Here is a 26,987-nt window from a genome sequence, read left to right as displayed (position 1 = left end):
TAGCGTAGGCTTGAGCGGCTTGGCAATGTGTGTGGCTGTGAGGGTTGGCTATTTGATTTCTATTGCTTTCCAGCCCCATTCATTTTTCTTTTTATTGAATGATAGTGTCGCTCTTCCCTTTACGTGCTGTCCATCAGCTAGCTTGCTTTCTTCTATAATTTTAGGCTCAACAAAGATGTCTTCTATAAAACCAAAGTTCTGTGGAGAAATTACCTTTATTGTTCCTTCAAAATCTTTCAATGCATCAGATGCCACATTAGAGTCAGCTTTTTTAGCAGACAGGATTTTATAAAACCCATCTTGTCCGTCTCCATTAAAACGTACTTTTAAAAGGTCGCCAATTTGTGGTTTCGTCAAATTGCCTGAGTAATTAAAGAATCCAAATTTCCGCCTATCCTTCACAAAATTCAGCATACTCTTGTTTTCGTTCACAAACTCAACTGCAATTATTTCTTCCGGTATGTCCTGAAACAATTTTTCCTCTGCTTGCTTGATGTGGCTTGAATACAAATCTTGGTTGTCCTTTTTAGCTATGGCAGATTTATACCACTCTTGTTCTGTCCATTGCACTAATTGATTTGGCAACTTCCATTCGTGTTTTTCTCTTGTTGCTACAACTTTTTGTATTTCCGTTTTGGCTTCATTGTACATTTTTTTTTCAATGAGCATTTCAGAAAAAGTCTGTCTTAACTTAACTAAAAAGTCTTCGGGCGTTTTTAAGCTCAGGGCTTTGCAATAACAAGCAAACTGAATGTCTTTATCTTCTGAAAATATTTCTGCCATCAGTTCCCACACCCAAAAGTCATTTCTTTTTTGTTTGGCAAAAGGTAGAAATGCAGATAGAACATTTTCATCACTACCTGATGCCAAAAGGAGCTTTGCCTTGAAATAGGGCGGATATTGATAGTCAGGATGTTTATCTATCAAAGCATCCAGTTTTGGTAAAAATGATTGAATTTTCTCTTTGTCAATCACTCGTTGTTGTCCAAAAGGATCTAAAGGTTCTCCTTCCAAAAGCTTCTTGGAATAGGCAATGTAAGCCTGTTCGGCAATAGACATTTTCTTTTTACCATTGAATTCCTCCTTTAAGAAATCTTCGGATCTAAGATTATCAAAATTCCACCAGTCGGCAAAAGTTAGATAGCTTGACCAGTTTTGATAGCCTTTGTGAAAAGCCTTGTAAATGAAAGAATACGCCTCATAAGGCTTGGTGAAATGAAAGTCTCTGATGATTTCAAACAATTCATTGATTTTACCATAATCAACATGCTCTGTTTTCTGTAATGCAAAAACCAAACTGCCGATTTGCCAGGAACAGTTGTCAAACACCATTTTTTCATCTTCAGGCAATTGCAAATCTTTAATCTTAATTAGATTTTCCTTGAATGCTTCAAATGATTCAGGTTGAGCGTTCTTTTTGAGATAATCATAATACACCCATGCGGCAGCCCGCTTATTCCAAATGTTTTCGGGTTCTGTTTCCAAAGCCTGATTTGCCATTTGCAAAGCTTCATCAAGCTTACCTGCTTGTCTAAGTTCTTTGATTTCTTTAAATGACATAATCAGCTTCTTTTAGGTTGTTTACAATGGATTTGATTTTGGCAAGAAGTTTGGGACAGTCGCATTTCTTTTCTAAAGGAAGCACTCGACCAAAGAAACCTGCTTTATCATATTCAAAGTCAATTATGCATGACCTTCCATTGTTTTCTATGGTATATCTTTCACGGTATTCGAGATGTTGAATGTTGGAAATGATTTCTTCTTTTAATAAACCTTTACTGATAAAATCGAATAGATTTTTCAAGAATGGCTTCTCTTCTTCAATTGCTGCATCAAATTCAATTTGGGTCAGAATACCTTCAATGTTGTTCCTGTTTACTACAATCGGAATAGCACACTCTAGTATTTTTGTGATGGTTTCAAATAACTCATCAGAATTGGTTTGTGCAGGTAGCTTTTGAAAATTGCTTTTAAAAACATTCTGACCATTAACCCAGTGTTTGAATGCTGCTGTTTGGGCTTCTCTTTTGAAGATATATCGTACTTCATACCCAACTTTCTGCCAAGCTTCAATATCTATATAATGCTTTTGCAGTATGTACCACCTGTGAATGAAATGATCTTGGATAGTCAATGGTGCATCAACTAAACCAAATTTTTCCAATTCCGGCAAAACTTCATTGATATTGATTTCAGTTGTCGGATTTGATTGACCTGTCAACTCATTGAAGGCTTGTTGAACATTCACGTCAATAAAATTCATGCCTGAAAAGGATGAAAAATAAGGTGGATTGATGCAAAATAGTTTCTTGGATGCTCTGGTAACTGCTGTATATGCCCAACGGTAAAATTCTGAATTGGTCTTACCTGAGCGGTTATGTTCCGATTCATAAAAGTTGAAGTCGGCTTGTGTTCCTCTGTCCCAAAATACAAATGCATTTGACCATTCACCACCCTGAGCTTTGTGGCAGGTTACTGCATAACCGTATTTTAAAAGTATGCAATTGAAATACTTGTCGTTGATAATGGCTTCCATAAATTCCTCTGTTCCTTTCTTGAGTTTGGGATGCCTGTTTTTAAAATCCACATAAAGGGCTCTTTGCTCTTCGGGTTTTAAGTAATTATCACCGTATAGATAGTTTTCTAAAATAAATCCATTTATGGTTTTGGGCTGATTATTTTCATCAGGTAAAACTAGGCTAATTCTTCTCCAAGTTAATCTTACTGTTTTTGTTTTTCCTTTTTCAATGTAAAAACTTACTTCTCTGCTTTCAACTGAAGGGCTGGCTTCTGAAACAACCGAAAATTCACCGTTCATGATTCCTAAACGGTAATTGTTTCCTCCTATAATTACTGTGTCAGATTGCTGAATGGGTAAATCATCTCCAAATTTTTCTCTGCGGATAGCTCGGTTCAAATCAAGTGCTGTTTTGTTTTTGTAGCAGATGATTATTTTTTGGTCTTGTTGTGCCTTGTAGGTTACTAAGTAATCTTGATAAGCTGGATTGAAAATGTCCCGTCCATTTTCTCTCAAATCAAAATCATTGAAGTAGCCAGAAGTAAGGCACTGCCTTATTTTAGTGGCTGAAATCAAAATGCCATTGTTGGCATCTTGACGTTTCACTTCCTTCATTTCAGCTTGCGAAGCAGAAACCTTGTAAGTCTCACTTAAATAATTTGGATCAAGTGCAGGAGAGAAAGTCATGCCAATTGGTGGCAACTGTGCAGGGTCTCCTATGAAAATGATTTTGCTGCTTGTTGTAGCTTCTTGAATTCTTCCATAAGTAATTAGGTCTCGCAGTAAATGACCGCTACCGAAGCGGAAAAACTCGCCTTGGCTCAAAATATCGCTTACCATAGAAGCTTCATCTACTATCAGAACCGAATTATGAACTTCAGGATTGTTTCTGATTTTGTATTGGTATAAAAACGAAACATCGTTTTCATCTTCACCTTGTTTGACTTCCTGCAATTCCTCAAAGCTGTAAATGCCTTTGTGTATGGTGGTAGATTCAAAACCTGTTTTTTGATTGATGACTTTTGCTGCTCTGCCAGTTGGAGCCATCAATTGATATTTTTTTTCTAAAGATTTGAGATATTCAACAAACCCCTTTAATAAGGTTGTTTTACCACTACCAGCATATCCTTGGAGAATAAACACCCGCTCATCACTTTCTAAAAAAGCATGAAGCTTTTCCAAGGCATTGCGTTGGTCGTTAGTAAGGTTAATATGCTGGAAATGGTCAAAAATTTTCATGGCTGTTATTCTTTCATGCAAAGGTTATTTTTATCTGTGCGGTGTATCTGCATTATTATAGAGAGCCAATAACTTTCTGTATAACTTTGAATAATTCTATAAAACCTTCAGGTTTGTAAATATCGTGATTCAGATAAATTGGCTTCTTCTCATTATCTAAGACATCTTCACCATTTTTATCTTTCTTGGTTTTATCTAATATACTTTTATCGTTATGTATAAAGCCATTACGTTTAGTGATTAATTGGTAGATTTTTTGAACAAAGCTTTGTTCTTGCCCATTCCAGTTTTGAAAATGCAATCCTGCCAACTTCTGCCATTCTGGTGGTTTACTTCCAAAGACTGTTGTGTTTGTATTAATATATGATTTGGCTTTTGCGTCATAGCTCCAGTCAAGAAGTGGCTCATTGGTAATGTTTAACACCCATACATCATTAGTAGTTTTTACCACAAAGTGATTGTTTATCGTTTCAATTATCATATACAACGATACATAGGCATAAGCAAACTGCTCGTTTGTCTCTGCTTTTGATAGAAGGTAATATGCTAGATTTAGTTGATTTTTAAGTGTTTCCAAAAAATCAGAACCATATTCCATTTCATTAATAAAATGAATTAAGTCGTCCTTTTCTTTAAAGATTTGTTTTAAATATCCTCTATGAAAACATACTTTCACATCATTTTTAAATTTATCCAAAAGCTTTTTTGTCTCAGATATGGGGAAATTAAACTCGGGAGATTCTTTTATAAAATATGAATAAGCGCCTCTTTTAAGTGCAGCATTAATATTCCATATTTTGTTAGATGCGGTCAGAACTATAATTTGATATCCCTCATTTTTCGTAAGGAATTCGTCTATCAATTTATATCCAGAAAAATCGGTTGGTTTTGTCAATTCATTATCTATATCTTCTTTTTCAGGATTTAGTCTTAGGTCTATGATAATCAAATCCCAATCTTTTCCGATATGAGACTGACATTCTTTATAAAAACCATCAAAGTCTTTAAATGATTTATGCAAATCATCCGCTTTGTACTTAGAACTATCCACATATTTAAAGTTATCACCTGCTCCCCTAAACAAGTTTTTTATCAACTCAGCCCAACCTTCATCAGCTTTGTCATCTATAAATAATATTTTTTTTCCATTACATTTTATGGGATTGAGATCTATTCTTTTTTCATTGGAAAAAGTTTGGTTTTTACAGATTAAGTTTTTAGCGTACAACTGTTTTAGGTGTTTTGCTATCGGGTAGAGTTGAAATATTCTGTCATCAAAGCCTACTACTTGAGCCACCTTAAAACAGCCCCAAGCATTAGCAATATCGTGACCACCTAAGGCTTCTTTCCTATTAATGTTTAACTTAGACAATACATTTTTATAGTAATCAGCCTTTAAGCATGGTGTGGAAGATATAATGGTTTTTTGAATGTCTTCTATATCAAAAGAAGAAAAGTAAACTCCTTTGGTAAAAATTAGATTTTGAGGATTGTTGTCAGAGTCAAAAGAGTTCACTTTAATTAGATTTTCGACCGTGAAGTTTGAAAGAAAAATTATTGGGATTAACCTTTTCTCTAATGACAATTCGTAGTTCAATCGAATATGTAATCCCAGTAATAGACCTATTGTATTGATTGTATCATCATTTGAAATAGATACAGGAATAATTATTTTATCTATTTCTTTAGCTTTGAACTCGTCATTAAGCCAAGTGTGGTATCCACTTTCATTTTCTTTATATTGATAGGAAATAATATTTTGGGCAGGAAGTTGCAAACTTTCTGCAAGTCTTTTGATTTTGTTTGAAAAATCAGAAATAAGATAAATGCTTTCCATGTGACTAAATTTGATTATTTATTATCGTAATAATTTCCTTCTTACTTAATCCTTTGTTCATCCATTCATCAACAATATCCAAAGGCTCTCTATCCGGAAAGACCAATCTGATTCCTGTCAATATCAATTCGTTGTTTTTGAAATCAATTGAATTTGAGAAATTAATTTCGTCCATCATTCTGTCAATGGTACTCAAATACTCCAACTCCGCATAATTTTCACCATAAAACAGAATTTTTAATTCCATTTGTTTAGTGTCTATGTAATTATCCAAAAATGATTTCAAATTGGAATAGAAAACATCTTTATCAAGCGTTTTTGCTTTAAAATTAGAATGCATATCTCTCCCAAATTCAAGCCTTGGTATATTCTCCGACTGAGCTTGTATAAATAGGTTCTGAATGGCTTGTTTTCCGTCAATTATATTTTGGTCTTCATTAAATAATTTTAATGACCTGTGATTGCACAAAAGGTGAATGTTTTTAAAATCAACTACTATATTCCTAAAATCCTTCTTAGTTGGCCTATCAAAAATCATACAGAGATTCCTGTATTTCTCATCTGCTAAATAGCTAACATCGCTGTATTTGTGCCTTGCAATAAATGTATCGTCTAAAATTACTATCATCTTAATAAAATTTTAAAACGTGAGTGAAACCTTTAACCTTTTCTTCTATTTTGAAATTTTTTCCCATCCATTTTCCAGTTGCTTCATTTTTTTCTGTTTCTTTTGGTTTGTCTGATAATATTACTTTCCGATATTCTCCTTCGTGGAATTTTGCCAAAATATCATAGTTACACAAACTCCATAAATTGTTTTTAACTGAGCCTAAGTCACCCCCTAAAAAATCAAAATCATTCACGCTTTTTGTAGGAGTTGAGTCTATGTGAACTATTCTTATAATTTTAAAACCGTCTTGAATTTCAAAGTCAATTTCTACTTCATCACAGAAGTTTTTTGAAGATGCCTGTTTTATAGCGGTGAAAATATGGTAGATAGCTAAGCCTAAGCGGTCAACATCAGTATAGAATTGTGCAGTATGAATTGCTTCTTTTATAATTGGCTTGGTCTCTTTTTGAAATACTTTATCTGACAATTCATTTATAAGGTTTATTAAATTGCCAATGTCTGATCTTACCTGAATAGTTTCTTTAAAAGGAACAATCATTTCGGAATTATAATAAGCATCATTAGCGGGATGTGTTTGCTTTTCTTTATACCACTTTACGAATGCAGGTTCTGACCAACCAATTTTTTTTTCAATTTTTTCGTCACCTCGCATTATATACCAATCTGGACTTTCAGAAAATGCAAAATCCTCAATTCTTTTTAATAGAGCTTCTGGAACATTTGGATACTTCTTTCTTCCTTGTTCAAACTCTTCCTTACATTTTTTCATTAAGTCGTCATAAGCAATGAATCCGAAGTTAAAAGAATGTGTTAGGTTTTTCATTCCACCATCAGTACTACTGAAATAATTCAAAAGTTCGTAGGTGTCCTTTGGTTTATGTTTTTTTGATTTTTGTTTACTGATTCCGTCTCCTTCGTTTCTTTCTCCAATAAGTTTTTTCTCTATCTCCTCAATCCTTTTAAATAACTCTGTATCCTTTTTTATTACATCTTTCTTTGTTTCTAATATAGAAAGCCTTAAAACCCGTTCTTTTTGAGAAGGGCTCAATTTCTTGTTTTCTATTAAATTCAATATAAAGTCGTATTTATCTTTCGGCATTCTTGTTAAATATTGTCATTGTAATAAACATCCATAGCTTTATCAATTCCTTCACTTTCCCAAATATCAAATAATTGATTTGTTGGGTCAGTATAACCAACTAATAAATCAAATCGCTCTTTTAACCCTTTGTAAGTCCCATCCTCTATTCCTTTGACCATTTTCAAAAACTCCAATTTCCCGTCCAACACATTCACCAAATGAGCATTGATGTTTTTTACATGACCCTTGTCGGCAATGTAATCCCGTTTAAAAATCTGCTCCGCTTTTTCATAACCATACATTTCCCAATAGTACAGCCACATACGGATTTGCTTCACATATCTCCTGCGGACATTTACCTTGTCGTTTACAATCAAGCCTGTTGCTTCCTGGCGGTATCCGGCTTTTTGCAAACGGGTTTTCTTTGGGTTGATAACCAGTTTTTGGTCTTCTTCAATAATTCGATTTAGCTCCTTGGTAAATGCTTCATCCGTGTAAATGTTGTGCGGTGACGAAAATGTAATGTCGTCAGCGTACCTTGTATAAGTTGCCCCAAATCGATTGGCAAGTCCGGAAAGTCTGCGGTCAAGCTTTTTGCAAATAATATTCGTTAAAGCCGGAGATGTCGGGCTGCCTTGTGGAAGTACCGTTTTTTCTTCTCCATCTATTTCAAATGGATGTGTGCAAAGACTTGCTAAAAGGAAAGCCAAAGGTTCTTTGTCACCGTTCAGGTTAAATGGCTCAAACATGAAGCCCATCTTTACTCTGTTACGGTCGAAAGTGTGAAAGAAATCTTTCAAGTCCATGTTCAGCACATAATGATGCCCCACATGCTTTTTGGCATTGTCAACGATTGACTTCTCTAAAACAAAACCTGTTGCTGCTTCATGTGGCTCATAAACACATTGCAGCACAAAGTTTAACGAGCGAAGGATAGATTTTAACCCTTTCACGGGTGCATGGATTATTCTGTCTGCACCTGACTTTTTTTTGATGGTAAAAGTCTGATAACGCTTTTTGCAAAGTGTGGGATTAGCATAATAGGTCAATGATTTTAATTGAACCGGCTTACATTCCTCACCATAAAGCATGTTTTTAGCGTCACTTAATAGTTTCACTAATTCCTCCTTGCTTTGCAGTTCTGCAAATTGCTTCCGTATTTGGTCGATATGTATCTGTTCAATTTTCATGTCTAAAGTTTTGAAGGACTTTGAAAACACCTGCCGGATACTCTTTTTGTATGATGATGAATCTGTGTATATTCTTTATAAATAAATTCATAAAGAACATTTCAAAAGGATTCAAAACAAAGCTTCAGATTCTTAAAAGAATGCTAAAACGATCAATAATGCCTCTAGGACATTCATTTCTCCAAGGCTGGCCGGCCTAGACAGAGAAATTAGATGCCGATCATTGTCTCAAACCGAAATCTGAGACCAGCACCCACGAATCAATATCGTGTGGCAAGTGTTTCAAAGAACTTCTGCAAAAGTATAGTGCTTCTGTGCACTCAATCTGCACGGTAAAGATACAGATAAAAATAAGTTACAAAAGCGTATTTTGTATTTCCATTCATTACATTGCTCATTCAGGGAATAAAAGTATCTTTGTGCTGTGCATTTAACCTGCACTTAAAAGTCTTTAAGTTATGTCTGTCAACAAAAATGCACTTATCCGCTATCAAGTCTTAGACCGTTGTTTTCGCAACACGGGCAGGATGTATTTTTGGGAAGACCTACTTGAAGAATGCAATAAAGCATTGATTGATTTTGACCCAAACAGCGAAGGAATACAAAGAAGGCAACTGTTTGATGACATCCGTTTCATGGAAAGTGAAGCAGGCTGGTCTATCCCTCTTGGCAGAATCCGTCATGGTAGAAAGGTTTATTACCGATATGAAGATTTGTCGTTTTCAATCAGCAACCAACCTTTGAATGATTCGGAAGCCGAACAAATAAAGTCAGCCCTTCAAATATTTTCTCGTTTCTCTGGCACACCTCAGTTTGAGTGGGTCAATGAAATGATTCCAATGCTTGAATCTAAGTTTGGCTTAATTGAGCGTAAAAGTGAAATCATCAGCTTTGAGAGCAATATTGACCTTAAGGGGCTTCATTTTTTAACTCCACTGTTCAATGCCATAGTTAATGAGCGAGTTTTACTTGTCAAATACAAGGACTTTAAAAGTTCTGAACCATACGAAATCACTTTTCATCCATACTATTTAAAGCAGTACAACAATCGGTGGTTTGTCTTTGGGCTTAATTCTGATAACCATGTTCCGAATTGGAATCTTGCCTTAGATCGAATTGAGTCATTGTCTGAAACTGCCCAGAAATGCAAACAGTCAGAAACCGATTGGGAAGAGTACTTTTTTGATTTAGTTGGTGTTACCCGCCCCGAAAGTGGGAACTTACAGGAAATCGTCTTGAAATTTTCTCCTGAAGTTGCTCCCTATGTCATTACAAAGCCCATTCATCCAAGTCAAAAGCACAAGAATGACCCAACTGGTCTTGAAGTCAAAATCAAAGTCATTCCAAATTTCGAGTTGGAACGATTGATTCTTTCTTTCGGAGAACAAGTCAAGGTAATTTCTCCACAGGATTTCAAAGAACGTATTTCTCAGCGTCTCAAGTCAGCCGGTCGTCTTTATTGAGCGTTGGCAAAATTCAAGCTCTTTTGGTTTTTTGTTTGGGCTTTGTGTGTCGGCAAAAACCAAATGTGCTTGAATGTGCGGTCGGCTTTCTACAATGAGGCACAACGGTTTGCATATGGCTTGTGGCGGTTTCGAAGCACTTATCTGTCCACCGAAAACAAAGCTGGCTACGGAGCAAAAACCTTGCTGACAGTCGCTCACCCGCCATAAGCTATATGCTTTGTTATGCCCTGGGTTTTTATTCATTTTTTAAATTTGCTCCGTAATAAATTCCTGGAAATTGTCCTTCAACAGGAAATTCGATGAAGTCAATTTTATGCTCATAAAAGGGTGGTCCATATTTTATAAAATTTATAGGATAGTCCGAAAAACTTGTGTTAATCATTAATTTTTCCAACAGTAAGGAAGTGAAAATTAAAAGGGCATTTTCTCCTGCATTGTGTAAATTCAAAAAAGCATTTCCTTTTGTGGTATCGTTTTCGTCATAGACATATTGTTTTTCAAGAACCTTCCCAGCTTTTAGAAAAATAGTCAAGTCCGGATATTCTGTATGCACATTTTTTAATTCTTCATTTTCTATATTGTCTATGGTGAAATTTTCTCCACCATTGAATATGAATGAAATGAATGGCAATACTTTAGGTGTCGAAAAAATTACATTTACCTTTTCGTTGTTTTCAACTGCTTCGACTTTGTGTTCTAAAAATTGAACTCTTTGGTCAATATTTGGGGATTGCGGTAAACTTGAAATTTTAGAAGCTGCAATCTTTTTAATTTTAATGTCATTGAAAACATCATTTGACCAGTTGGTTTTTATTTCCATTATTGATTTTACAGATTCAACAAAGAACATTGAGTGTCCTAAAAGTTTTAAGCTTGGAAAATTGTGTTCATCCCAAATAACTAAGTCTGATTCTTTACTTTTTCCTAAAACACCGTAAACCATTCCTTTTCCAATGCCAAATCTCTTAGGTAAGATTTCTTTAAGGTAAATATCAATTAGGTTTTCACGATGACTTCCTTTCAATGAAGAATGCTCAACTATCGCTTGATTTGAAATAGCGATTAATTGTTCTGATTTCATCTTAAAATAAGTTTTAATCAAGTCATATGTTGATACCTTATCTTTCATTGAAGCAGTGTCTTTTTAACCTTGGGCACAACGGAAAAGCATTTATGCAGGGCGGGATTAGTAGCACTTCCGTTTCCACACGCACAAAAGCCCATAGAAAGCACAAATGTTTCAATTTAGCACGTCTGCCCGCCTTGCATAAATGCAATGTTGTGTGTGGTTTTTTATTCTGTCGCAAGTTACGTATTTTTGCACAAATCTAATAATTCAATGATTAACTTTGTTCAAGTTACAGATATTCACTTAATGCCTCAAAGGTCGGATTTATTGCATAATATACCGATTTTTGATTTATTTTGTGCAATAATAGAAAGTATCAAAAAGAAAGAACACTTATTAGATTTTGTTGTGTTTAGTGGTGATTTAGCAGATAAAGGTTGTTTTAAATCTTATTATTTATTCAATAGTGTTGTATCTACTCTTAATTTGCCTTGTTATTGGGTTGCAGGTAATCACGATAATCTTGGTGTCTTACAAAAAATTTCTACTCAATGGCAACTTCTGAATGAAAAGTCATTTACTGTTAGAGATTATCACTTTATTTTACTAAATAGTGTATTTGCTGATGATGAAAGTAAAAATAAATCAAGAGGCAAATTAGAAAAAACCGAACTACTATTTTTAGAAAATGAGTTATCAAAGCATCTTGATTATCATTGTGTTATCGTTTTACATCATCCGCCAATTTTTTCAGGAACTTGGAAAGATGAACGAATGCTGAAAAACTATGATGATTTTTTTGATGTGGTAGATAGGTACAAAAACGTCAAATTAGTTTTATATGGGCATCAGCACCAAGCATATAAAACAGTTAGAAATAATGTTATCTATTTTTCTCCTCCTGCTGCTTCATTTCAATTTGATAGAAATATTAAATGGGGATTTGAAAATTCTTTTTCGGGGTATGGCTTAATTAAAATTGATAAAAATGCTTTGATTGCTTGTAATGATGTTTTTATAAACTTTCAAATCAATCCAATTTATGCGAAATAATGTAACTGTAATAATTAGGCATACTAACGAAAGAACCTTAGGTGCGTGCTTAAATTTACTATCTTCACAAGTTTCATCAAACAATATTCAAATAATTTCAGAAACCCCGTTTAGTAGTGCGGTAAAAAAAACTTTTGAGATTGGTATTGATTACAATAAAGATTGGACTTTGGCTATTGATGCTGATATTTTTGTAACAAATGATTGTATTTATACTTTGGTTTCAGTTGCAGAAAATTTAGAAGATTACTTTTTTGAAATTCAAGGGCGAATTTTAGATAAGTTTTATGGTGTGCCACGTGGCGGTGGTCCTCATTTATACCGAACCAAATATCTCAAAGAAGCAATCAAATTTATCCCAAAAGAAGGCACATCTTTACGTCCTGAAAGTGATACTTATGATAAAATGGCTGAAATAGGTTATCATTATTATTTTGGAAAAGAAGTTTATGGATTGCACGACTATGAACAATTTTACAAGGACATATACAGAAAAGGATTTTTACACGCTAAAAAACATTGGCGATATCTTACGCACTTTGAAAAATTTTGGTTTGACAACAAAGAAACAGATTTTGATTTTTCTGTTGCGTTGTTGGGTTTTGAGCAAGCCCAAAAATTTAATGGAATAGTTTATGTGGATAGAAACTTTTTTCCAATGGAACTAACTGACTTTTTAGAAAAAAATGGACATTATGAAAAAAGCAATCTTAGCAAGGTGGATAATCTATTTGTTGCAACAGAATTAAATAAATTTTTTCAAAAAACGGAACTAAAAGAATTTGAAAAACAGTATTTTAATTATGTCAAGCGAAGTGATGCAAAATAAGATTTTCTAAATCCTTATTTCCACTTTCCCATTGCCAATTATTATTCATATTAATTGCGAAATTCGGTATTAGATTTTCAGAAGTCATAATGTCAAAACCTAATAATTGCCCTTGTGTAATCTCCTTTACTGACTTTAAATTTTGGTTTTGCTCAGAACCTCTAATATTACAACTTGTTGCAAACAGCAATGAAGATATTTGTAAATGCAATAATTCGCTGATAGTATTTCTTCCTGCTCTTGCCAATACAAATTTTGTATTAGAGTACATTTCTGTTGAGTTCTTTAACTCTTTATGGATAGTTACGTTTTTGTTTTTGTTCTTCAATAAAGTTACCTCTTGAAAAATATCTTCACACGAACAAAATATATCAACTTGGAAATTAGGATATAATTCAGCAACAGTAAAGGCTTTTTTTGCAATTTCAAGCGTATTTTGAAAGAAAGAAGAAGTGCCATTTACACTGCCTCCGCCTAAAATACAGGCTATCTTGTTTGTGTTTTTATTGGATTGTATGTTTAAAATTTCACTTCGTAAAATGGTATGAATTGAATAAAAATTATTGGTAAATTCTTTTGGCTTTTCAACTTTCCAAATTCCGTGAACTATTGCATAATCTGCCTTTGCATAGCAATCTTTGAAAAATAATTGACTACTCAATTTATTATGCGGATTTGCAACATCAAAAGGATTGAGTAAAGTAATGATTTTTATATTAGGAAAACGTAATTTTATAGTTGTTAGCAATAATGGCTCACCATCTATCAAGATAATATCAGGATTGATTTTTTCTATTTCATCAATAATTAGCTCTCCGCTTTGACTTACAGGGATTATACCGATACTTGAAATATCTTTTTCAGCGAAAATATTATAAGTTTCAAAAATATCTTTACAATACTCAAAACCTTGCAAGTAAGAAAAAACGCTTATTTCTGCATTGTGATATTTTTGAAAAATTCGTAATGTTTCTACACCTGAAACTACTCTACCTAATCCAGGGAAGCCTCTGAAAATACCCACAACTTTCATATTTGCAATACTTTTATTAGTTCATCAGTTGAGTATCTTCTAATTTGGTGTCTATCTAAATGTATATGAGTTCCTCCTGTATCAACAGCAAAAACATTTTCGTAAATACTTTTTGTAGTTTTAGAAATGTGATAATTGTAATCTCCGTAAGGATAAGCAAACGAAACCACATTTTTAAAATGCTTTTCTAATTCATATTTGGAATTTGAGAGTGTATCCATTATTTGCTCTGTATCTAATCTCAAAAATGAAAAGTGATTTGTGCCGTGTGAGCCAATTTCCCACCCTTGATTTTCCAAATCTTTTAAGTTTTGTAAATCAAGGTGTTTTCTGTTTTTCTTGTCCTTTTTGTTCCAAGAATTAGAAACATTTATGTAATCACTGCAAACAAAAACAGTTGCAGTAAAACCGTATTTGCTAAAAATAGGTAGTCCTAAATCATATACATTTTGGTAAGCATCATCAAACGTACAAATAATCAAATTTTCTTTAAAATCACTTTGAAAATACTCTTTTGCAGACACAAAACGAAATCCTTTTGAATAAACTAAACTACATAAATTTTCAAATTCATTTTTAGGAATATCAATATTGCTATAATTTTCCTCTGAAATATCGTGCAAAATAACGCTAAGTATATGCTGATTAGATATTGGAAAAGATGTGCTTACTTGTTGTAATTTGCTAAATACTTTTAACCAACCTGCGTTTACTTTTTCATTTGATGCGATTTGTTGAAAGTTTTGTTTAATCAAAATTGCTTTTTGCAAAATATTGGAAGAAAAATAAATCTCATAAATTTGCTTTGCTATTGTTTCAGGGCAAAAATTCTCAAAAATGAGTTCCTTTGCAATATGTCTAATGTTCTCAGCAATAAAGCCTGTATCAGTTGTAAAGAATAACTTACCCAAAGAAATCGCCTCTCCAATAGTATTAGAAAAACCCTCACAAAATGATGACTGAACAACAAAATCCCAAGTTTGTATCTCTTGTGTAAATTCAAACTCGTTAAGATTATCCAAGAACACTACTTTATCGGATATTCCTAACTGATTTGAGTAATCTACATATTCCGATTTTAAATCATTATCTACTTGTCCCGCAATTCGTAAATAAAACTTTTCAGTACCTAAATTATTTAGATATTGAGTAGCCAAAATTAAATTAGCAATACCTTTTTTTTCATTTATATTTTTTGCTCCTACTCCAAAAATGATGTTGGTTTGTCTTAAATTCGTTTGGCTTTTTTCTTTAAAATCAATCGTATTGGGAATAGTAGCATAAACGGTATTCGGATTGAAATAAATTTGTTTAGCACGATTTAGTAATTCATTTGATAAAGCAATAACAGCATCTGAGTTTTTTAAACTTTCACAATTTGCGTGAAATAGGTTACTATCAGAAATTGACAAATTTATTTCTGAACCACGCAACATTATCATTAACTTACAAGAAAATTTATTTTTTAACTCACTTGCAAGTAAAGCATTTTCTCCACCGCCAAAAGCAATTATTAGATTAGGTTTGGCATCTTTTAATTGATGATAAATATTTTCAATATAGCCTCTGAAAAATAAATGCTTACAAAGTTCGGGCTTATACCCACCTTTTGCTATTTTGATAGAGTTTGTTATAATCTCAAATTTCCCTTCTGTTTGATATTCGCTACATACGGAAAAAGTAGATATTACAACTTTTACATCAAATCCGATACTATGCAATAAAATCGCAAATTTGTGGCAACTTTTTGAAAGTCCACCACCTTGTTTACCAAATTCAGATGTAACGATTATGGCAAGTTGTTTCATTTGGATATAATGTAAAGTCGTTTAGTTGATGAGTTTTTAGGAAATTGGTAAGTCAAAAATGAACTTATCTTTAAGCCACTAAATGTTTTGTAAATATCTTCTTCTGAAATTCTCACAAAGTCTGGAAATGTATTTGAGTGTTCTGTGAAAGAACTATCAATAACTTCTAATAAAAAATGCTTAGGATTAGCATTTTTGTAGAACTGCCAAACTTGATTTATATAGGCTTGTTTACTAAATAACCCTTCAAAATACACACAGTTTACTTGTATTAGTGTATCTATATTTTCAAGTTTTATAGGGTATTCTCCAATAATAATGTCTTTTGAGTTGAATAGATTGAATAATTTTTGATTACCAATAGTTGCTAATTTTTCTAATCTTTCTATACCAGCAACTTTTTCAAAACCTAATAAATTAAGTAATGCTAACACATCACCAAGCCCAGAGCCTATTTCAAAAACTGAATATGACTTTGGATATTGACTTAATATTTCTGCAAGTCTAACCCAATAAATAGGTGGCTCTTTTTCTGTGAATATTTTTGTCCATTGTGGCAAATCAGAGTAATCTAACCCAAGATTATACTCTCTCAACAGTGTGTAAAATTCTTCCACGCTTTTTGGAATATTTGCCTCACTTGCGATTGGTTCTGTTCGCATAGTTCAAAATCAATTTTAAGGTTATCAATCGGGTTAATCAAACAAGACTGCACTGTTAAATCAGGTAATAGTCTAACCTCCGCATAGTTTTTACAAATATCAAACTCATATTCAAAACAAGGTGAGTTTATATACTTGATAGTGATTGTTTTACCATTGTCTGTTTTAAGCCACCATTTCAAAGAACCATTATTTTGATTTTCATACTTGTAACTAACACCATCTAAAAACGGAATGATATTTTTCTTAAATTCATTATGTTTCAATGTTTTGTCATTTACATAGGGCAAAAGTTTCAGCCCGATTTCATTCTCGTATAGGAAAGGTAAAATTTGCTTAAAATCACTAATATCAGGTGTTAATAAAACATAGTTTAAAGAAAACTGAATGTTTGCTTCTTTCAGTTTCTTTAAATTTTCCATCAAAGGCTCAAAAAGTTTGGTTTTAGTAATACTTTCAAACTTCCTTTGATTGCTACTTGGAAACTGTATATGCAATTTAATTCGGGTGTTTGAAAGTATTTTAATCACTTCATCATCAAAAAACTGTGTGTTAGTCGCACAACCAATTTCTAAATTTGTGTAATTATTTGCCCAAACTATCATTTGTATAGTTTCAGGGTTCATAAAAGGCTCACCACCACTAAATTGTATTTCCCTTAATCCTGTTTCTTGCAATGATTGAACAATAAATTTAAAGTTGTTCAATGTCAAAAAATCGGAATAACTACCGTTATATTTTGCTTGCCCTTCGTTATGACAAAACACACATTTATAGTTACAAGCATTGGTAGTTAATACTCGCAATATTTTCCAAAAATCTACGCTTTCCATATTTCTGATTTATAATGTGTTTGTAGTTCAGAAATATGTCGCCCTGTAATTTCTTTATCTTCGTGGTCGTACATTTCTTTTGGCAACACTACCACGCCTGCCTTTGTAGGCATAAAATCACGCATAATGTCTTCGTGATTTAGTAACCCTGCAATAGTTACAGAACCACCATAAAGTTGATTTTCAACAAGATGCACTTTCACATTTGAAAAATTTATCAAGTCATTGCTAAAATACTTGTAAGATGATGCAGAACAAACGATATTAAAAAAAGTAGTCTGTTCTTTTGAAAACCTATTTTTTATGTTTGAAAGTCTTTCTTTACCCGCAGTAAAATATTCGTTTTCCTCTCCGTTTAAATAAACTTCATCAAGATAAGGAACTGTAAATTTGATAAAAGGGTAATTTGATTTCAAAAATTTGAGACATTCCTCATACTTCTCAATGCTTTGATAAGAAATTGTGTTTAATTTTTCAGGTGAAAACTTCGTGTATTCAACTCGTCTTACCAAAATTTCTTTTGCTTTAACGTGCCAATCCAAACCAATAAGTTTGTCTAAATCTCTTTTAAGAGCATCTAAATCTCCTGTAAACATCAATGAGATTTTTCTTATTGGGGCTTCTTTCAATATGGTTTCAAGTCTTTCTCTTGTGGGGCGTGGAACAATAATTTCTCGTTGTTCCTGCATAGTTACAAGGGAAAGGTCTATTCCGTAGTTTTTGATACTCCACAAATAATCAATCTTATCTTCTGAAATATAACTCCCTGTCGTAACAGTTGTGATTTTTTTATGTGGAAAATAGTCTGATGCCCTGCTAATGAAATCATAAATAAGAGGGTGTAAGAATGGGTCTGTGTGTGCAGCAACCATAACCCCTGCACCCAAACGTACAAAGTTATGGCTATCTTTTATAAACTTAAAACCTTCATAAAGGTCTTCAACTGTAATTTGTGGCAAAGGCGGAAACCTTTTTAGTATTGGGTCTTTATGCACTTTGCAAAAGATACAGCCTACTCCGCAATTCTTGGAACTGATAGGAATATTTCCCCAATTTATGATTTCGTAAGCAAAGGCATTAAATTCTTCGTTTGTCATTTAGTATTGTTTGGGTTGTTTCTCTAAAATCACACACAACGTTTTGGCGCTTGGCGCAGTGGCGGATTTCGGAGCACAAAACTGTCAATATACCACAAAAGTTGATGCGAGGTAGAATGTTCAATTAACCACGTCACCCGCCATTGAGCCAAATGCCTGTTGGGTGCTGGCCTTCTTTCTTTCGTCATCCTACTTGGTTTTCTGAGTAATGTCCTTTAATGTGTGCCAAGAAGAATTTACCAACTGAATCACTTCCAATAAATTCATAATAGGTGCTTTCTGGGAAGTCGTAATACTGCCAAACCGCACCATTTTTTTTGAATTCGATTTCAAGTGTTGAAGTATTCGGGTCATACCCAATACTCGCAATCATTGATGATTCTACGTATTGTCTGTCCATATTTAAAATTTTTGTTGCCTTATTCTTGTAACAACGGTTTTATAATTTTCTTCATTTGTCGGGTGTTCTTGTTGCCATTTTTCAACAAGTTTTGGGTCATCACTTGTTGGTCTTGGAACATTAAGTTTAAGTCTTACTCTTGAGGGAATTTTAATTGCTTCTCCAACTATTATCGCTTCACCTGTCCGTAACGAAGGTAGTAAGTCAATCAAGCTGTTTAAGTTGTCGGGGGCTGAGGATTTAACTATTGACTGGTCACCCGAATTAGTTAATCGTAACGCAATGAAAGTTCCCACTTGGGCTAAGATTGTTTCTGAAATTTCTGATGGTCTTTGGGAAATTACTAAAGCCCCTAAACCAAATTTTCTTCCTTCTTTGAATACTCTTTCTACTGCTGCTTTTGAATAACTGTTATTGTCATTTTTGTTAAGATAGTTGTGTGCTTCTTCATAAGCCAAAAGGAGTGGTCTGTTTTTTCCTGTATAGGGTTCATTCCGCCCCCAAAACATACTATCATAAACGAATCTTGTTATTAATCCAACTGTAATATCAAGGACTTCAAAAGGAACTCCGCTTAAATCTAAGATTGAGAGTTTACTGTCACTTCCAATCCATTCATTTAAAAGATGATGTAAATCCTTATTTGAATCGGCATCTTTGAAGTCTCCTGGATTAAAAAGGAAATCAAATCGTGAATCTTTGAGCCTTGATAAAATTTTCTTCTCGTAAGAGTAAAATTCTTGGTGCTGTGATTTATAAGGTGGTTTGGTGTTGTCTGTTGAAAGATGTGAAGTAAATTTTGCACCAATTAGATTTTCCGCATTTCCGTCATCTTCTTTGATTGCAGTAGCCAAATTTTGTTCATCCTTTTTTGTAGTATTAAAACTGGCATTTAACCACCAATTCATTTCATACCATAGTTTTCTCGCACTGAAAGGAATTGGCGAATCGCTTGTAACAAAGTCCGGATTAACTATACCCGATTTTAGATTGCAATTCTCCTTTTTGAGGTTTGTAACTAATTCTCGAAATAAACGATAGTCTGGTTTTTGGTCATCTGTTGGTTTTGCTCCTACTAAAAAGTATGCAAGTTCGTCAAAGGACATTAACCAAAATGGAATGAATAATGGATTGGCTGGGTCATTAATTTTTAGAACTTTGGCTTCAGGAAAAGCCGAAGAATATTCTCCGTGAGGGTCAACAAGAATAATTCTTGAACCTTGATAGCCATTCAAAATTGCTTTGAGGATACTAACTGTTGTATTGGACTTACCACTACCTGTTGAACCCAAAATTGCACAGTGTCTTAAAACTAATCTATGTAAATCTGCATAAACGCTTAAATTTTCAGATGATGAGTGTTTGCCTATTTCTATAGAACCTGCATCTTTTTTACCATAAATATCAAAAAGGTCTTTTTCAATAACTATGTGAACTTCATCATTGATTGTTGGATATGTCCCAATACCTTTTTCGAAATCATCTTCTCCGACTTTTTCACCAACAAGCTGAACAGTTAAGAACCTTGAACCAAAACTATGTTTTAGAAGCGTTTCATCTGATTTGCTTGGCGTATTACTCACTGATGAAACAATTCCGTAAATAGTAATATTGCCTATCGGAATTTTTACGAATGTTCCGATTTGTCCTATTTTATAAAGGCGACCATTTATAATTGGTGCTGCCGAAGGTATTTCGTTAGAAACTTCAACTTCAATTGTTCCCGAGTCAACCCTTATAATGTGGCCTAAATATGTTATCTCGGTTTTCATTTCGTAAAGTTTTCTATTGCTTCTCTTTTTCCTGAATTGGAAACAAGAAAGTTTACAAGTTCATTGAAGTCACCAAGTTTGAACGTGTTTGTTTTGGAATCCCAATAAGTTTCTGATTTTTCATTTGGTTTCAAATCATCTGCTGAATAGTGCCATTCTCCCAAATTGCCGTTTACAATAGCCTTTGTTGGACCAAATACTATGAGATTCATATATGAAGACGTTAGTTTATGTAAATTCTCTACTTCAGTATCTTGGAAAAAGAAAACCAAGGCAGTTAATCTATTATTTTGTCTTAAACAGTTGAATATAATTTCGTTGATATGTTGGTCAGAGAATGAGTATCCTGAAAAAATAAAAAGAAGTTCACCGCTAAGTAAATAGTTTTTCAGTCTGTCGAAATAAGCTATAAAAGGCTGTTTCTTGGATGAATCGTATTTTTCCTTTGAAGGGTAAATAACCAATTCATTCTTTTCATCTTCTATTTTTTCAATTTTCCCTTGTCGAATGATTTTTTGTGACTTGGTGGCTGGGTCAATTTTCCAAAACCAACTCAATGAGCCGTGAATTTTCCAAAGTCTAATCCAATTTTGTGTCAAGTCATTTTTTGATACAAATTGGTCAATGCTTTCTTGCCAAAAGAATGGTTCAAATGAACCAACAAAACCGTCAAAGTATGGGATTTGGCTGCCTTCCAAAGATTTCTCAATTATTAGGTCATAATTTGTTGTGAATATTTCTTTTGAAAAATCTCTATTTAGCATACTTAGCCAAGCAAAGAACTTTTTTGTTTGACTTATATCGGCTACCGCTTCTTTTGCAGCAATGATTTGATAAATTATTTTACAAATTTCAATATCGAGGGTTTTGGCTGATTCGCCTGTTATGTCTTGATAGCTTTTTGTATTGACTTCCCCTGTAATCTCTCGAATCCTTCTAATATGATTTAAGATATCTTCAATATTGACATTTCGGTCTGTAATAATGGTTTTTAAGTCTTCCTTTATTGCAAGAAAGTTGTCTTTGTTCGCTTCTTTAAGTTCTGCTTCTATACCTGCTGTCAATTGTTCAACATTTGGTATTTTTAATGCACAAGAAGTCCCTGCACCAAAAAAGAATCCTATGTTTTTAGAATAGGATAGATGTGTTTTTAGTTCTCTTACTTCTCTTATTAAGTTTATTTTTTCCATTTCATTCGATTTGTCTATTTGGTCTGTGGTCGTCCTTTAGGCTTGCACCCAACGTTTTGGCGCTTGGCGCAGTGGCGGATTTCGGAGCACAAAACTGTCACTACACCACAAAAGTTGATGCGAGGTAGAATGTTCAATTAACCACTTCACCCGCCATTGAGCCAAACGCCTGTTATCGCTTCGGTGTTCTTTTTCGTCAGTTGGTTTGTCGGTCGTTTTGGTGGTGCGGTTGGACAGACACACTCTTTGCCAAGCTTTGGTTTGAGCGTTGCCTAGTGTGGCTTGGTAATGTGTGTGGCTGTGAAGCGTTGGGTTAATTGCTCTCATTTGTTAATATATCGGTAGTGTCAAAGCCAATTTCTTCAAGTTTTCTCTTTCTTTCTGTGCTTGTTCCATTTTTCTTTATTCTAAAAAGCCAATTATATAGTCCTCTAAACTCTTTATCGCTTTGCTTAACATCAAAGTGACCGTATTTTTGATAGAAGTCTTTTAACATTTGAAGTTTAGTGTTCCACTCGTGTTCTTTGACATTCCAAATTACGCCTAGTTCTTTAAGTAAGTCTTTTCTGTGGTCAAGTAATTTGCCTCTAGAATAATTTACTCTTTGGTCATTTAACCATCTACCAAGTTTCTTATATACCTTGTCTATCTGTGAAACATTACAGTGTCCAAATTTCTCTTTATACAATTCTAGCTGTTGAAAATTTAAAAACCATTGTTCGTCATCAGGTGAACCGCCTTTAGTTTCAGGTTCCCAATCAAAATTTATTTCATCTAGCAATTGAACTTGGTCATTTGTTAGTGAGTCTTTTTTTCTCTTTACTCGTTGCTGAATAATCCAATTCGCCAGAGGTTTATTGTCATTCCTGGAAACAAAGCAGCTACCAGATTCATTAAATACCTTTGTTAATTCGGTATATCTCTCCATCCAAGCATCAATGAAATTTACTTTTCGTCCAACTTCCCATTCAAAGCCTAAAAATTCAAGTTTCTTTATTTGCTCTGGAGGTAGATTACCTTTCCTATAAATATATCTTTGTCGGCTAACAAAATTTGCAAGTGTTTTATCTTCGTAACTTCTTGGTACATTGCAGTGCCCTATAGTCATTTTATAATCTAACAACTTCATATAGTTCGTTTCCCAAGATTGAATATTATTTGCAGGTTTTTTGATTTTTTCTTCTTTTAATTTCTTTTCTCTTCCCTGTCCATAATATTTGGTTTCAAATGAGTAACCAATCCTCTCAAAGGCACTTAATTGCTCCAACGATAACTTACCCTTATTTTTCAAAATTCTTTGGTATCTCAACCATTGAAGAAGGTCTGCGTTTTCTGTGTCATTTCCTTTTATATGGAAAGTTTTGTTCTCTAAAAAGTAGCTTTCTAATTGGAGCAACCTTGTTTCCCAATCTTCATAGTTCGAGTCTTCACTTAAAGGCTTTCTACCTCTGAAATCTAGTTCAAATGAATACCCAATATCAGATAGCTTTTGAATTTTTTCTATATCCAGTTTATCCTCTTTGTAAAGCAGTCTTTGATACCTTACCCAACTTGCAAGTGGCTGTAAAGAATTATCATCACTGGGTATTCTAAAAGTTCCATTTGTTTCATAATAATTTTTCAGTTCTTCAAATTTGATGTCCCAAGTTGGTAGCTTATCAGAATTCGTTTCTGCCTCAGATTCCCGTTTTATTGAGTTTAAAGTCTTACCACGAAAATTCTCATTGAAAGGGAATTTAATTTCACTTAATAATTTGGTTTTGGTATCTCCAAGAAGTGCTTTTCTGAATTGACTTTTTTGATACCTAACCCAACTCGCCAAGGTTTTTAATTCACTGTCTTGTTGAGGAATCAGAAAAGTATCATTTTCGATAAAATATTTTTTTAATTCTTCATACCTGTTAAGCCAATTTTCATCTGGTTCGTTATTGGTTGATACTCCTCTTCTACCTTTTTTGCCACGGTAACTAATGTCAAATGAGTAACCGATTGCCTTTAATTTATCTATTCTATTCTTTGGTAACAGACCTTGCTTGTATAGAGATTTTTGGTAACGAAGCCAATTTAATATCGAACCAAACTCCTTGTCATTCGAAGCAATGTAAAAGCTACCCGTATCATCATTTAGTTTCTGTAGGCGAAGTAGATTTTCATCCCAAGAAACACTTTCTTCATTAGAAAAATATTCCTCTAAGGAGAAGTTAATCTCTTTAAAAAAATCTAATTGCTCGCTAGTAAGTTTGTTTTTTAATTGCTTTGAGCGTTGATGTCTTAACCAATTTACGAGTGTTTTATACTTATTGCTGTCTTTGGGAATATTGTAATTTCCATTTTCTTCAAAAAATTCATTAAGTTGCTCAATCCTTTCAGTCCAAGTTAGCAACACCTTATCTTCTGCTGCTCGTAGTGTAAAATCAAAGTTTATCGATTTTAATTTGGCTAATCTTTCTTTTGATAGGTTTTTTGGATTCTTTTTAATTCTATAGCACCAATAGTACAGTGACATATCTTCCGCTTGACCTACATTCGAATTTCCATTTAAATGGAAATATGTTTGGAGTTCCTTAAATCTTGTGTTCCAGTCACCTCTACCAACTTTCCAAACAAATCCAATATCATTTAATCTTTGTAAATGTGCCGAGCGAATTCTACCTTTTTTAGGTGCTACCAAATCACCTTTATTATCTAATTCTCCTGCATTGTAAACAACTCTTAGTTTGTTAACCCACCTTCCTAATGCCTTGTATTTATCTTCTCCTTGTGTTGGGACTCTTAAATGACCATTTTCTTTATTGAAATTTATTAGGTCAGCGAAGTATTCTTCGAATTTGTTTTTTGGGTCCCATTCAAAATTAAGTTTTTCCAATAAGTCAATTTGCCAATCAGCAAGTTTGCCATTGTCATATTTCACTCTTTGCGATACAACCCAAGTGCCTAGAGATTTATTTTCCTCATATCTGGCAGGTACATTGGAGTTTCCGTTTTGATTGAAATATTCTTCTAGTTTGACATATCCTTGTTTCCAGATTTCATCTAGGTCTGTTATTTCTCTTCTGTTTTCACCTTTCCAATCAAACCCAATTTCTTCAAGTTTTTTCTTTTTATCAGGTTTTATATTTCCATTATGGTATTGTCTTCTTTGCTCTAGAATCCAATTTCCTAATTGTTTAAGACCATCCTCTCTTCTCGAAACATTAGTGTGTCCATTGGCTTCTTTGTAATCTAAAAGTTGTTTAAACATCACATCCCAAAAAACTCTTGTTTTTTCAATGATTTCATCAAAAAGGACATCCTTTACTTTTTTCTCAAGTCCTTCAAGTTTTACAATCTTTTCAGTTTCGTCATCCGAGAAGTCAATTTGTATTTTGGAATTAGATTTCTTCCCTTTTTTAAAGGCAATATCATTAATCTCTGCCTGTAATCTTTCGTCTTGGTCACAGAGTGAGCGTATTACTTGTATAAGATGGTCAAAAATTGGCTTCTTTTTAATTTCCTTTTCTACATCTTCATCAATGTGGTGAAAGATTGGCACTACAATAAAACCTAGCTCCTTATTTTTGGCTTTATTAGTTCTTAATGCTCTACCCGAAGCTTGAACAATGTCGATTTTTGAAGTTTTTGGGTCGCAGAAATAAATCAAATCAATTGTAGGTACATCAACGCCTTCTGTTAAACAACGAGCATTGGTCACTAGACCAATTTCACTATTTTTAAAATCTCTAAGAACTCTTGCTCGGTAAGTTGTAGTTTGTTTTCCGTTTACACTTTCCGAAAATATGGTTTCAAAAAATTGCTTGTGTCTTATAGCAAAGTCTTGAGCAAATTTCACTTTGGAATGGAAAGAAATAGCGTGGAACGCTTTGTATTTATTCATTACCAAATCAAGAGCAAAATTGTGAGCTAATTCATCTATTGATATTTCTCCTATGAAGTTCCGCTCCTCAATGAATTTTTTAATTTGCTTATCGGTAACACCGATTCCTATGATTTTATAATCAACTAAAATACCTTCGTCTATTGCTTGACCGAAACTCATCCTGAAAGCCTCCAAACCATAAACATCAGGATTGCTCATATCGCACAAAAGTTCATAATCTTCTCCCAGTCTTGTCTTAAGTTTTGTTGAAACTACTTTGGGAGTAGCGGTCATATAGAGCCTTTTCAGGGCAGGAATATTAGCGTTATCGTGAACTAACGTGAATGTGTTTTTATTTTTACTCCCAGCTGTTCTATGAGCCTCGTCACAAATTACCAAGTCAATTTGAAATTCATCTACAAGCCTGCAAGCATCAGAAATAACGCCAATTGATTGGTAAGTAGAATAAATTACCTTGTTTCCACTTTTCATTAAAAATGCCTTTACATCAAGTGGGTCAGTTGTAACAGGTCCACCAATTTCATAGGTGTGAACATTTACAGCATCTTGTTGGTCTTTATCAATGTCTTTTTCGGAGCAGACACAGAGGTATTTGAAATGGTCATTTTTGTGTCTTGACCAATTATTTTTTATTTGCTTTAATAATGCCAATGAAGGCACTAAAACTAAAGTTGTTTCGGGATTGATATCTTCCTTAATCCACAATGATGTTAACGACTTACCTGCTCCACAAGGTAAAATAAGCTGTCCTCTTTCGTTCGTTCTAAAGTGTTCAAGAACCTTTGTAATTGCTATTTCTTGGTGTGGCTGTGGAGAGTACTTCTCTAACTCTTTTGGTTGATTTCCTTTGGCTAAAAGAAAAATATTTTCGAAAATATCTTCTTCAATAGAAATTAACTCATCAAATGCAATTAGTTCAAATTTTTGTTCAAAGCTTTTTGCAACTTGGGTAATGTCAGAGACATTTGTGAAAACTATAACCTTATCGCAGTTTGTCCCTAATGCAAATACATTGGCAATTTTATCTCCCGACCAACTTAGGCTTTTGGTTTCATCATTTTTAAATTTACACTGTACAGCATAAAATCTCTTTTCATAGTCTTGCAGTAGTATGTCAATTCCGTGGTCTACAGATGGTAGTCGTAATTGTTGTTTAATTTCTAAAGGAACATCATCATAAAACCAAACATTTTCATAAAGTTCTGTCTTTTTCGGTTCTGTTTGGAAATAATACTTTGCAAATACTTCAAATACTTTTCCAGCGAGAGTTTTCTTGGTTGTCGTCTCAGTCTGCGAAGTGTTAAACTGTTCTAATTTAGGTTTCAGGTCAGACCAATTGTCAACTCCGTTTAAAAGTTCTAAAAGTATTTGATTCTCTTTCTGCATTATTCCGTTGTCGTGC

The 26,987-nt window shown here is 33.6% G+C and carries 19 protein-coding genes; 3 read left to right on the top strand and 16 right to left on the bottom strand.

Annotated elements, in window-relative coordinates; all coding sequences use genetic code 11:
* Window positions 1–48 precede the first annotated feature (48 nt).
* Genes ABJH64_RS02990 through ABJH64_RS02965 form a run of 6 tightly spaced genes read right to left on the bottom strand, consistent with a single transcriptional unit; the run spans window position 49 to window position 8,496 of the window.
* Window positions 49–1,560 carry a hypothetical protein gene (locus tag ABJH64_RS02990; RefSeq protein ID WP_348299393.1) on the bottom strand — a complete coding sequence of 504 codons (1,512 nt, stop codon included), beginning with the start codon at window positions 1,558–1,560 and terminating at the stop codon, window positions 49–51.
* Window positions 1,550–3,757, bottom strand: coding sequence for an AAA family ATPase (locus ABJH64_RS02985; protein WP_348276226.1), 2,208 nt, complete (start codon window positions 3,755–3,757; stop codon window positions 1,550–1,552). Before ABJH64_RS02985 ends, ABJH64_RS02990 begins: the two co-directional genes overlap by 11 nt.
* A gap of 55 nt (window positions 3,758–3,812) precedes the next feature.
* On the bottom strand, window positions 3,813–5,594 hold the full coding sequence (locus ABJH64_RS02980; protein WP_348276227.1) for a response regulator: 1,782 nt from the start codon (window positions 5,592–5,594) through the stop codon (window positions 3,813–3,815).
* A 4-nt stretch (window positions 5,595–5,598) separates the two neighbouring features.
* On the bottom strand, window positions 5,599–6,222 hold the full coding sequence (locus ABJH64_RS02975; protein WP_348276228.1) for a hypothetical protein: 624 nt from the start codon (window positions 6,220–6,222) through the stop codon (window positions 5,599–5,601).
* Window position 6,223: 1 nt separating this feature from the next.
* Complete coding sequence (locus ABJH64_RS02970) at window positions 6,224–7,324, bottom strand: hypothetical protein (protein WP_348276229.1); 1,101 nt, start codon at window positions 7,322–7,324, stop codon at window positions 6,224–6,226.
* A 5-nt stretch (window positions 7,325–7,329) separates the two neighbouring features.
* On the bottom strand, window positions 7,330–8,496 hold the full coding sequence (locus tag ABJH64_RS02965) for a reverse transcriptase family protein (protein ID WP_348276230.1): 1,167 nt from the start codon (window positions 8,494–8,496) through the stop codon (window positions 7,330–7,332).
* Between the two features lie 458 nt (window positions 8,497–8,954).
* Between ABJH64_RS02965 and ABJH64_RS02960 the strand changes: the two genes are divergently transcribed.
* The gene (locus tag ABJH64_RS02960; protein WP_348276231.1) at window positions 8,955–9,959 is read left to right on the top strand and encodes a WYL domain-containing protein; all 1,005 of its coding nucleotides are present in this window, start codon (window positions 8,955–8,957) and stop codon (window positions 9,957–9,959) included.
* A 238-nt stretch (window positions 9,960–10,197) separates the two neighbouring features.
* Here ABJH64_RS02960 and ABJH64_RS02955 read toward each other — a convergent pair whose 3' ends face one another.
* Window positions 10,198–11,043 (bottom strand): DUF6602 domain-containing protein, encoded by an 846-nt coding sequence (locus ABJH64_RS02955; protein WP_348276232.1) that lies wholly within the window; start codon window positions 11,041–11,043, stop codon window positions 10,198–10,200.
* A 258-nt stretch (window positions 11,044–11,301) separates the two neighbouring features.
* Here ABJH64_RS02955 and ABJH64_RS02950 point away from each other — a divergent pair, with 258 nt between their 5' ends.
* The gene (locus tag ABJH64_RS02950) at window positions 11,302–12,084 is read left to right on the top strand and encodes a metallophosphoesterase (protein WP_348276233.1); all 783 of its coding nucleotides are present in this window, start codon (window positions 11,302–11,304) and stop codon (window positions 12,082–12,084) included.
* Entirely contained in the window at window positions 12,074–12,913 is an 840-nt protein-coding gene (locus tag ABJH64_RS02945) for a hypothetical protein (RefSeq protein ID WP_348276234.1), read from the top strand. Before ABJH64_RS02950 ends, ABJH64_RS02945 begins: the two co-directional genes overlap by 11 nt.
* Here the strand turns inward: ABJH64_RS02945 and ABJH64_RS02940 are convergent.
* The 9 genes from ABJH64_RS02940 to ABJH64_RS02900 all read right to left on the bottom strand — a co-directional run bounded on the left by ABJH64_RS02940 (window position 12,891) and on the right by ABJH64_RS02900 (window position 26,971).
* Window positions 12,891–13,946, bottom strand: a complete 1,056-nt coding sequence (locus ABJH64_RS02940; protein ID WP_348276235.1) for a glycosyltransferase — start codon at window positions 13,944–13,946, stop codon at window positions 12,891–12,893. The genes ABJH64_RS02945 and ABJH64_RS02940 overlap by 23 nt on opposite strands.
* Window positions 13,943–15,754: a polysaccharide deacetylase family protein gene (locus tag ABJH64_RS02935; protein ID WP_348276236.1), complete on the bottom strand. Its 1,812-nt coding sequence runs from the start codon at window positions 15,752–15,754 to the stop codon at window positions 13,943–13,945. The genes ABJH64_RS02940 and ABJH64_RS02935 overlap by 4 nt, the downstream gene beginning before the upstream one ends.
* The gene (locus tag ABJH64_RS02930; RefSeq protein ID WP_348276237.1) at window positions 15,751–16,416 is read right to left on the bottom strand and encodes a hypothetical protein; all 666 of its coding nucleotides are present in this window, start codon (window positions 16,414–16,416) and stop codon (window positions 15,751–15,753) included. Before ABJH64_RS02930 ends, ABJH64_RS02935 begins: the two co-directional genes overlap by 4 nt.
* Window positions 16,347–17,249 (bottom strand): radical SAM protein, encoded by a 903-nt coding sequence (locus ABJH64_RS02925; RefSeq protein WP_348276238.1) that lies wholly within the window; start codon window positions 17,247–17,249, stop codon window positions 16,347–16,349. The genes ABJH64_RS02930 and ABJH64_RS02925 overlap by 70 nt, the downstream gene beginning before the upstream one ends.
* Window positions 17,237–18,346: a radical SAM protein gene (locus ABJH64_RS02920; RefSeq protein ID WP_348276239.1), complete on the bottom strand. Its 1,110-nt coding sequence runs from the start codon at window positions 18,344–18,346 to the stop codon at window positions 17,237–17,239. Before ABJH64_RS02920 ends, ABJH64_RS02925 begins: the two co-directional genes overlap by 13 nt.
* A gap of 184 nt (window positions 18,347–18,530) precedes the next feature.
* On the bottom strand, window positions 18,531–18,746 hold the full coding sequence (locus ABJH64_RS02915; RefSeq protein WP_348276240.1) for a KTSC domain-containing protein: 216 nt from the start codon (window positions 18,744–18,746) through the stop codon (window positions 18,531–18,533).
* Between the two features lie 2 nt (window positions 18,747–18,748).
* The gene (locus ABJH64_RS02910; RefSeq protein ID WP_348276241.1) at window positions 18,749–20,518 is read right to left on the bottom strand and encodes an ATP-binding protein; all 1,770 of its coding nucleotides are present in this window, start codon (window positions 20,516–20,518) and stop codon (window positions 18,749–18,751) included.
* Window positions 20,515–21,708 (bottom strand): SIR2 family protein, encoded by a 1,194-nt coding sequence (locus ABJH64_RS02905; RefSeq protein WP_348276242.1) that lies wholly within the window; start codon window positions 21,706–21,708, stop codon window positions 20,515–20,517. Before ABJH64_RS02905 ends, ABJH64_RS02910 begins: the two co-directional genes overlap by 4 nt.
* A 313-nt stretch (window positions 21,709–22,021) precedes the next feature.
* The gene (locus tag ABJH64_RS02900) at window positions 22,022–26,971 is read right to left on the bottom strand and encodes a Helicase associated domain protein (protein WP_348276243.1); all 4,950 of its coding nucleotides are present in this window, start codon (window positions 26,969–26,971) and stop codon (window positions 22,022–22,024) included.
* Between the last annotated feature and the right edge of the window lie 16 nt (window positions 26,972–26,987).

It is taken from the genome of Algoriphagus sp. (genome assembly GCF_039969895.1).
Taxonomy (GTDB): Bacteria; Bacteroidota; Bacteroidia; order Cytophagales; family Cyclobacteriaceae; genus Algoriphagus.
The sequence above is the reverse complement of the archived record's forward strand: the minus strand, read 5'-3'. Positions and strand labels throughout refer to the sequence as shown.

Bases quoted from the DNA above. Each gene is read 5' to 3' on its own strand.
- ABJH64_RS02990 (WP_348299393.1), bottom strand. From the start codon at position 1,560: ATGTCATTTAAAGAAATCAAAGAACTTAGACAAGCAGGTAAGCTTGAT.
- ABJH64_RS02985 (WP_348276226.1), bottom strand. From the start codon at position 3,757: ATGAAAATTTTTGACCATTTCCAGCATATTAACCTTACTAACGACCAA.
- ABJH64_RS02980 (WP_348276227.1), bottom strand. From the start codon at position 5,594: ATGGAAAGCATTTATCTTATTTCTGATTTTTCAAACAAAATCAAAAGA.
- ABJH64_RS02975 (WP_348276228.1), bottom strand. From the start codon at position 6,222: ATGATAGTAATTTTAGACGATACATTTATTGCAAGGCACAAATACAGC.
- ABJH64_RS02970 (WP_348276229.1), bottom strand. From the start codon at position 7,324: ATGCCGAAAGATAAATACGACTTTATATTGAATTTAATAGAAAACAAG.
- ABJH64_RS02965 (WP_348276230.1), bottom strand. From the start codon at position 8,496: ATGAAAATTGAACAGATACATATCGACCAAATACGGAAGCAATTTGCA.
- ABJH64_RS02960 (WP_348276231.1), top strand. From the start codon at position 8,955: ATGTCTGTCAACAAAAATGCACTTATCCGCTATCAAGTCTTAGACCGT.
- ABJH64_RS02955 (WP_348276232.1), bottom strand. From the start codon at position 11,043: ATGAAATCAGAACAATTAATCGCTATTTCAAATCAAGCGATAGTTGAG.
- ABJH64_RS02950 (WP_348276233.1), top strand. From the start codon at position 11,302: ATGATTAACTTTGTTCAAGTTACAGATATTCACTTAATGCCTCAAAGG.
- ABJH64_RS02945 (WP_348276234.1), top strand. From the start codon at position 12,074: ATGCGAAATAATGTAACTGTAATAATTAGGCATACTAACGAAAGAACC.
- ABJH64_RS02940 (WP_348276235.1), bottom strand. From the start codon at position 13,946: ATGAAAGTTGTGGGTATTTTCAGAGGCTTCCCTGGATTAGGTAGAGTA.
- ABJH64_RS02935 (WP_348276236.1), bottom strand. From the start codon at position 15,754: ATGAAACAACTTGCCATAATCGTTACATCTGAATTTGGTAAACAAGGT.
- ABJH64_RS02930 (WP_348276237.1), bottom strand. From the start codon at position 16,416: ATGCGAACAGAACCAATCGCAAGTGAGGCAAATATTCCAAAAAGCGTG.
- ABJH64_RS02925 (WP_348276238.1), bottom strand. From the start codon at position 17,249: ATGGAAAGCGTAGATTTTTGGAAAATATTGCGAGTATTAACTACCAAT.
- ABJH64_RS02920 (WP_348276239.1), bottom strand. From the start codon at position 18,346: ATGACAAACGAAGAATTTAATGCCTTTGCTTACGAAATCATAAATTGG.
- ABJH64_RS02915 (WP_348276240.1), bottom strand. From the start codon at position 18,746: ATGGACAGACAATACGTAGAATCATCAATGATTGCGAGTATTGGGTAT.
- ABJH64_RS02910 (WP_348276241.1), bottom strand. From the start codon at position 20,518: ATGAAAACCGAGATAACATATTTAGGCCACATTATAAGGGTTGACTCG.
- ABJH64_RS02905 (WP_348276242.1), bottom strand. From the start codon at position 21,708: ATGGAAAAAATAAACTTAATAAGAGAAGTAAGAGAACTAAAAACACAT.
- ABJH64_RS02900 (WP_348276243.1), bottom strand. From the start codon at position 26,971: ATGCAGAAAGAGAATCAAATACTTTTAGAACTTTTAAACGGAGTTGAC.